The following is a 7274-nucleotide window of genomic DNA, read 5'->3' as shown; positions in this document are numbered from 1 at the left end:
CCGACAGCAGCCACACAACCGCAGGCCACACCCCAAGATCAACTTAAGCTACGCAGCATTGAGCATGGCACCGGGGATGCGGAGGCCATCGGCGATACGTTCGATGGTATCGATGCCGGTGACACGGCCCTCGCCTCGTGCGATCAGGCTGACCCGCTCGGCCTTCAGACCGGTGGCGGCGGCGATGGCGTTGAAGCTGAGCCCTGCTGCCTTCGCCGCGCCGAAGACGGTGCTGAAGGTACGGGTTGCGAGAGCTTCCACCACGCGCCGGTCACCGAGTAGGCGGCGAGGTAGCCCACGAGGCGATGTCGACGGATCCACGCGACTCCTCGAAATGTGATCAAGGCGATCGATGCACTAAATCGCTTCTCGTGATATTGGGTGACCCCCCGTAGTGAGAGCCCCATCGTGGGGTTACAGGCGATGGAGTTGGTGCTGTCTAGTTTCTGTAGTCGCAGCCAGACCAGATGGAGTCCTCCGGTTGTCCTCCCGGTCCGGCCGTCCGTGACTGATCTCGAAGGCACGAAACGCAACCGCCGGCCGTACCGCTTCGCAGTCTCGGTCGACTCGCACTTCTCCGTCCGAACGAGATTCCCGACGGTCCTTCCCGTGAAGGAGAGAAGCTTGAACAGGAACCAGGTTCCCGACAACAGGTACCAGCGGACCCGACAGCGCATGGTCAATGCGGGTCCGACGCCGGACCGGCCGCCGTTGCCGCGACGGACGCCGGGGCAGACGGACATCGGGCGTGATCCGCGTTTCCGGTTGCTGGCCGCTCGTGGGGTGGCGGCGGCACCTGACGGTGATCCGCAGGGGACGCCCTTGGATGCGGTGGCGGCGTCGATGCGGAACCGGCCGGACGCGGATGTGCTGGCCCAGGCGCGGGAGACCGTTGCTGAGCACATGCCGAGCCGGTTGGCCGAGTGCCGAGCGTGTGACCTGCCGGCGCGCGCCGCCGACAGGTTACGACGTACATGGAAGGGCGTAGATCAGTGCATCGCCCGAGCCGGCCGGGTCCGCGCTGCCGATTCGGAGGGCGGAGAAGGCTACTCGTCGGCGTCCGGGCGCGGCGGCCGGTTGTGCTTCGCCCACTCGGTGATCTCGGCGGCGAGGTACACCTTCATGCCGCGTAGCTCCTGGTAGGGCTTTGGAAAGCCGGGTCGGCGAGCGATCTGTTGGAACCGCTGCCGAGACACGCCGAGGTACTCGGCGATCTCGTACGGACCCATCAACTCGCCCGGTCCTCCGGTCATGAGCCGAACGGTAGGCATCTTCGGGTCTACCCAATCGGGACTACCCTATTGACTACTCCTGCAAGTGTGGCTCATGATTCGCCTGTGCCAGCAGGGATCGGGAGACGCGGGGATCGGGGTCGCGCAGTGTCCGAGGGCATGAGGCACCAGTTCGAACCGCACCAGATCAGGGCGGTCCGGTTCGGGTCGCGGTGGCGTGGGCTGGACCCCGACGAGGTGTACGTCTATCTGGGGCTTCTCGCCGACGAGCTGGATCGGCTGGTCCGACAGAGCGATGCCGCTCGGACCGAATCCGAACGGCTCCGGGAAGGACTGCGGCAGTGGCGGCAGCGGCACATCGGCTGCCGGTTCGACGACCCGCCGCCGGCATCGGGTGATCCGGAGCCCGGTCCGCAAGCCCGGAACGGGGGTCGGTGGTGAGCCCCGGAGTTCGCTGGACGATCCACGTACCCACCCCTGGCCAGACAAGGCGGCCCCGAGCGGCGCGGACACGCCAACCCGGGGCCTTGATCGGACACAGGAGGTCCGACCCGATGAACAGTTTCCCCGCCCCACCGGGCGAACTCGCACCCGCCCGGCTGATGGCGCTCTACCCGCCCGGCAAGAGCCCTGTCATCGACCGGGCGGAGAACGCGCTCCGAGCGTTCGAGGCCATCGACCGGCCCAGCGCCGAACGTCTGCTGTCCGGTTGGGCGCACACACCGGAACTGTCTCGCCGGGAGCGGGCCGCCGTGCTCGCCCGGTTCGATCCCACCGGTTCGAGCGGAGGGCGTACGTCGTGACGATCTTGGTGATCGGCCCGCGTGAGCTGCCGAAGACGGACACGGTGGAGGTGTGGTGTGACGCGGGTTCCGGCGGGACGGGGCAGCACGTCATGGTCTCCGTGAAGCTGCTGACCCTCTCCGAGCGCGACCGCGGGGAGGGCCGAACGGCGCTGTACGAGTACGAGTCGTACTACTGCCGGGAGTGACCGAATCGGGCCAATTTCTGGCCGGGCGTTCCGTCGTCCGTGTGGGCCAGGCGGCCGGAACTGGCTCGGGCGGTTACGTCGTACGGTGCCCCGGGCTCCATGGCCGGTCACTGGTGCCCGACACCTACGCCGACGGGCGTCGTACGGCTGGGCGCGCTCCGGCCCTCCGTTCCGCTTGGGCGACCCGGCGGACCTCGGGGGTCGGGCCGGTGGCGGCAACCACCGACCCGACCCCACCATCCTCATCCGTAGAGAAGGCAGGGAATCATGGACATCTGCGCGTTGACGAGCGCCGCGTCGCTCGGCTTCCTGGCTGGCCTGTTCTCGTTCAGAGTCAAGAGCCGCTGGTGCCCCAAGTGCGGCGAGCTGACCACCACTCCACCGCCGCGCTGACACCCAATTCTGGTCTTCGACTGAGTATCTGGTTCCTGACGTATTGGGCCGGATTCAATTCGGTGCGGTTTGGGTGTTCGGGTACCGGACCAGACCATCGGAACCGGGCCGAGTATGGCCATCGTTTCAATCCGGCGCGGTTTTCGTGTGTCCGGGGACCCGCGCTCGTGTCCGGCGTTCTCACGCTCATCGGCGCGATGTTTCAATCCGGCGCGGTTTCGTGTGTCCGGGGACTTTATTAAGGGTTGGGCTGGGTTCTGGCTGATGTTTCAATCCGGCGCGGTTTTCGTGTGTCCGGGGACCTAAGCCTGGGCCGATAGGACCAAAGGGGCCGCAGGGTTTCAATCCGGCGCGGTTTCGTGTGTCCGGGGACCCGATGAGCGACTCCCGTACTCGCCGTGTGTTCACGGTTTCAATCCGGCGCGGTTTCGTGTGTCCGGGGACACTAACACTGTTAGCGGCTTTCATGCTTTTTTCAGCAGTTTCAATCCGGCGCGGTTTCGTGTGTCCGGGGACCGTGTCCGAAATGTCGGGCGGTCTGAGCTGGGCAAACATGGTGCTCCGAGGGCAACCTCATGATCATCGTGATCTTGATGCCGGCTTAGATGATCTTTGTGGGGCCAGTTTTCGCAGCTCGGGCGCGCTTTGGGATCTTTCCGCCAACCTACCCCGGATCCCGGGCGTGTCGGAGGTCGCCGTAATCGACATTTCGCCGCAACTCCAGCACCTAATCTTGCGTACATCGATGTGCTGTCCGTCCTCGATGGAGGCCGCTGGGCTCGGCGTGGCTGTCTCACCTCCCGTCCGGTAGTCGTCGACAGGGCCGATGTGGAAATTGTGGCTCACCGGGTCGGCTCCGGCAAGGGAAACGGTTGGTACGAGTGGGTGTCCCGGTCGAACGAAAAGACCGTCCACCGCCCCGGATCCGGTGCCGCCAGGCGGGCACCCAACGCCAACGAGATCGCCACCGAGCCGCTGAGGAACACCGCGTACCGGCCGGTGCGGGCCGCACTCGGCAACGCGGCGGCCAGCCACTCCCGGCGGGCCTGCTCCACCACCCCGGTATAGGTGGCCGCGTCCTCGGCCAGCAACGAACCCGCGCTGCGCAGCACCAACAGGTGACCGATGCCGTGTTGTCGGCAGGTCTCCCGTACCGGATCGGCGAACTGGCGCCCGAAGCCTTGCAGATCCAGCGCGAGCGCCGCCCGCGACGGATCTCCGCCCGCCACGATCTCCAGGCTCGCCGACAGCGGAGTCGCCGCCGACTCGGTGGCCCGCAACGCCGTCGCCGCGAAATACGGGGGAGACCCGTCGGCCTGGCGGACGGCGTGGACCCGCACCTCACGCGAATGGGTGTGACCCAGCCGGGCCCCGAACCAGAACGCCAGATGCAGCGGCATCGTCGGGATCAGATTGACCCGGGTCGCCTCCGGCGTCAGCCGCTGCGCCAGCATCAACGCGTTGAACGTCTCATCCGCCAACTCCTCGACCCGAGACTTGTCCACCGCCGGATCGCCGGACAAGGTGACCGCCGTCGCCACCGTCACCGCACACGTCGACCGGCTGAACTCCTCGGCCTGCTGCTCGTACTGCCGGGCCCTGGCCAGCCCGCGCCCGACGTCGCGCGCGGTCACCACGATCCCCACCTGCACCTGCCGGTACGCCCGCTCCCGCAGCCCGAACCCGGCCACCAGCAGCGCCACCCCGGCCAGGCAGCCCACCACGAACCACCACCGGCCGGCCGCCTCACCGACCATCACCGACTTGGCCGCCTCGACACCGAACCCGCCGGCCAGCGCGCCGCCGACCGCCACCGCCGCCGTCCCGTCCGACAACGCCGCCCGCAGCCCGCCCGCCCAGCCGCCCCGGTCACCGCCCGACCCGCCGCCGACCCGGCCGGCCCGGCCCGCCCGGCCGCCACCGGTGGCCGAGCCGAACACCGTCAACCCCGGGCCGTCCCAGCGATCGTCCGTCACCGTGCCATCATCGACGCCGGCCGCGCCACTGTGGAACCCGTCGCCGGGGCAAGGCTGCCATCGGATACCCGACACCGCCTGCCCCGTGACAAATCCACTGAGTAACGTTGATCGGCTCGGCACCATCCCCCCGACCACCCCCTCGATTGGACGGGCCGTGTCCCCTCGCGTTTCCTTCGTGCTGCACGCCGTCGGGCACGCCGACCTCGGCGTACCCCCACCCGACAGCGCCGGCGCCACCGACCTGCTGCGGCTGCTCGACGAGCGGCCCGACGACGATGACCAGACCCGGCGGATCCTGCTGCTACGCACCCCAGCGCAGACCACCGGCGACACCGCGCCGCTGGCCGCCGCCCTCGCCGCCCTGCACGCCGACCCCGACACCGCCGGCACCGCCGTACACCTGATCCTCGTGACCACCGCCCGGGTCGCCGCCATCGCCGCCGCGATCGACCGCGCCGTCCGCCACCTGCCCGACCTGTACGGCGGCACCATCGCCGCCGTCACCGTCATGCACGGCGACAGCCTTGACGAGACCGACATCGCCGCCGGCGTCACCCGCACCCTCGACACCCACGCCGACCCGCGCACCGACCGGGCGTACGTCGTCTGGGGCAGCGGCTCCACCCAGACCGTCCTCGGCGCGCTCGACGCGGTGATCACGTCCGGGCTGCCGTGGTCGTTGATCCGGATCGGGCCGACCGTGGCGCCCCGGCACGCCGTCTACGACCCGACGGCCGGATTGCCGGTCGACCCGGTGGTGCCGTTGCTGCGTCGCTGGCGTTACCACGACCTGCTGCGGGCTCTCGCCGACGCGGGTCAGCTCAGTCTGACGGCCGAGCAGCGGCGGGTCGTCGACGCCGAAGCTGATCACTTCGGGCAGGCGTACGTCGCTCCGAACGCCGACCGGATGCGGGCCGTGATGGCCGCCGCGTTGATGCGCGGCGACGGCAGCAGCGGCTTCACCGTCCGCGCCTACGTCGCCCAGCGCTACCACGAACTACGCGCCGCCGACGGCTCCCCGCTGGACCTGCTCACCTGGGCCGAAGAGCACGCCAAACGAACCCCGGTCACCCTCGGGGCGATGCTGCGGGTCATCCGCGAGCAACGCGCCGGGCACGCAGACCCGGCGGTACGGGCGGCGAAAGCCGCGCCCAGCGGCCGGTGGCTCGCCTCGCAGATCGTCCACCAGCTCAACGAGATGGGCAAAGCCAGCGCCCACGAACTCAAACCGCCGGACCCGCCGATGCTCGACGCGCTGCGCCGACACCTGCGCCAACACGACAGAACCCCGACCGCCACCGGTGGCGGTGGCGGTGGCGTGCCGGCAGTCGGTGATGACGCGCCGGCCGGGCTCGGGCCGCTGCCCCTGGTGCCCGGCGACACCGTCTGGTACCTCAGCGTCGTCGGCAACCCGTCGCGCGACGGCAGCCCGTACATCGTCGAACAGATCGTCCAGGCCGCCGCCGACCCCGACCGGCGCGACGACCTCGACCCGGCGGTCCGCACCTACCTCGGGGTGCCGGCCGGCCAGCCGGTGCCGGTCAAGGCGTTGATCCTCGGCACCGCCGCCGGCACCTACCCGCACGCCCGCCAGGCCGCCGACCGGCTGCGGGCCGCCGGGCACACCGCCGTCGCCGCCCCGATCGCCGACCTCGGCGTCGCCGCCGACGACCCGGCCGCGTTCACCGAACCGGCCGCCGCCGAGCTGCTGCGCCAACACGTCGGTCCGGACACCGGGGCGATCGTGCTGATCCCGACCGGGCCGAAGGAGCATGTGCTGACCCTGCTCGCCGCCGGGCAGCAGGCTGCCGCCGTACGGGGAATTCCGCTGTTCCTACGGCAGCTCGTCACCCGCGACCGGAGCGTGCTCGACGCCGGCACCCACCGGCTGCCGCTGCGCTTCGGCACCGACCTGGCCATCCTCGCCGCCGCCAGCCACGCCCTCGACGTCGCCGAACTCGACACCGCCGCCCGCCTGCTCGGCACCCTCGCCACCGGACAGCCGCTGAGCGCCCGCGCGGTCAGCCTGTCCGACGCGCTGCGCTGCGCCACCCGGCGGCTGCGCCGCTGGCCGGTGCCGGTGCAGGCCGGCGTCACCACCACCGAGGACTGCACCTTCCGGATGATCGGCGAACGGATCGACGTGTGGGCCGCGCTGCCCGACGTCGACCGGGACGCCGCCACCGGCATGCGCGCCATCATCGGCGCCTGCGCCAGCACCGAACACTCCATCGACGCCAACCGGCTCAAGGAAGCCACCCGGCGGCAGGTGCTGCGACCGCTGTACGAGATCCGCAACCGACTGCCGATCACCCACGGCCACAGCCGCGCCGACGGCGACACCCCGGAGTCGCTGAACCCGGAGCCACTCGCCCCGGAGCCACTCAACCTGGAGCCGCTGATCCTGGAGCGCACCGGGGGAGCGCAGCGCACCGTCAGCGGGCTGCTCACCGCGATGGCCGCCGCCGCCCGCACCACCTTCGGCGACCGCCCCGGCACCGGCCCCCGACTCGCCGACCTGCTCGCCGAGCTGCGCGCCGACGTACGCCGGCTGCGCGACACCGAACACACCGAGCTGGCCTGGCGCGCCGAACGCGCCGGCCAGGCGGGCCGACCCGGACTGCCCGGCCAGGGCGGCAACAGGCTCGGCACCATCGTCGACACCCGACCCGAATAGGA

7 protein-coding genes are annotated in these 7274 nt (G+C 70.3%); 4 read left to right on the top strand and 3 right to left on the bottom strand.

The window, feature by feature from the left end:
* Positions 1 to 48: 48 nt before the first annotated feature.
* Positions 49 to 264, bottom strand: a complete 216-nt coding sequence (locus ACFHWS_RS09250; protein ID WP_416568009.1) for a helix-turn-helix domain-containing protein — start codon at positions 262 to 264, stop codon at positions 49 to 51.
* A 782-nt stretch (positions 265 to 1046) separates the two neighbouring features.
* Entirely contained in the window at positions 1047 to 1253 is a 207-nt protein-coding gene (locus ACFHWS_RS09245) for a helix-turn-helix transcriptional regulator (protein WP_233605958.1), read from the bottom strand.
* Positions 1254 to 1391: 138 nt separating this feature from the next.
* On the opposite strand from ACFHWS_RS09245, the gene ACFHWS_RS09240 reads away from it, so the two are divergent.
* The 3 genes from ACFHWS_RS09240 to ACFHWS_RS09230 all read left to right on the top strand — a co-directional run bounded on the left by ACFHWS_RS09240 (position 1392) and on the right by ACFHWS_RS09230 (position 2223).
* Complete coding sequence (locus ACFHWS_RS09240) at positions 1392 to 1673, top strand: DivIVA domain-containing protein (RefSeq protein ID WP_416568008.1); 282 nt, start codon at positions 1392 to 1394, stop codon at positions 1671 to 1673.
* Positions 1674 to 1786: 113 nt separating this feature from the next.
* Positions 1787 to 2035: a hypothetical protein gene (locus ACFHWS_RS09235; RefSeq protein ID WP_416568007.1), complete on the top strand. Its 249-nt coding sequence runs from the start codon at positions 1787 to 1789 to the stop codon at positions 2033 to 2035.
* Complete coding sequence (locus ACFHWS_RS09230; RefSeq protein WP_416568006.1) at positions 2032 to 2223, top strand: hypothetical protein; 192 nt, start codon at positions 2032 to 2034, stop codon at positions 2221 to 2223. The genes ACFHWS_RS09235 and ACFHWS_RS09230 overlap by 4 nt, the downstream gene beginning before the upstream one ends.
* Before the next feature lie 1235 nt (positions 2224 to 3458).
* Here the strand turns inward: ACFHWS_RS09230 and ACFHWS_RS09225 are convergent.
* On the bottom strand, positions 3459 to 4592 hold the full coding sequence (locus tag ACFHWS_RS09225; protein WP_416568005.1) for an SAVED domain-containing protein: 1134 nt from the start codon (positions 4590 to 4592) through the stop codon (positions 3459 to 3461).
* Positions 4593 to 4749: 157 nt separating this feature from the next.
* On the opposite strand from ACFHWS_RS09225, the gene ACFHWS_RS09220 reads away from it, so the two are divergent.
* Positions 4750 to 7272: a hypothetical protein gene (locus tag ACFHWS_RS09220; protein WP_416568004.1), complete on the top strand. Its 2523-nt coding sequence runs from the start codon at positions 4750 to 4752 to the stop codon at positions 7270 to 7272.
* The last annotated feature ends 2 nt before the right edge of the window (positions 7273 to 7274 follow it).

The organism is Micromonospora sp. LOL_013 (assembly GCF_048060315.1).
Lineage (GTDB): Bacteria > Actinomycetota > Actinomycetes > Mycobacteriales > Micromonosporaceae > Micromonospora_E.
The sequence above is the reverse complement of the archived record's forward strand: the minus strand, read 5'-3'. Positions and strand labels throughout refer to the sequence as shown.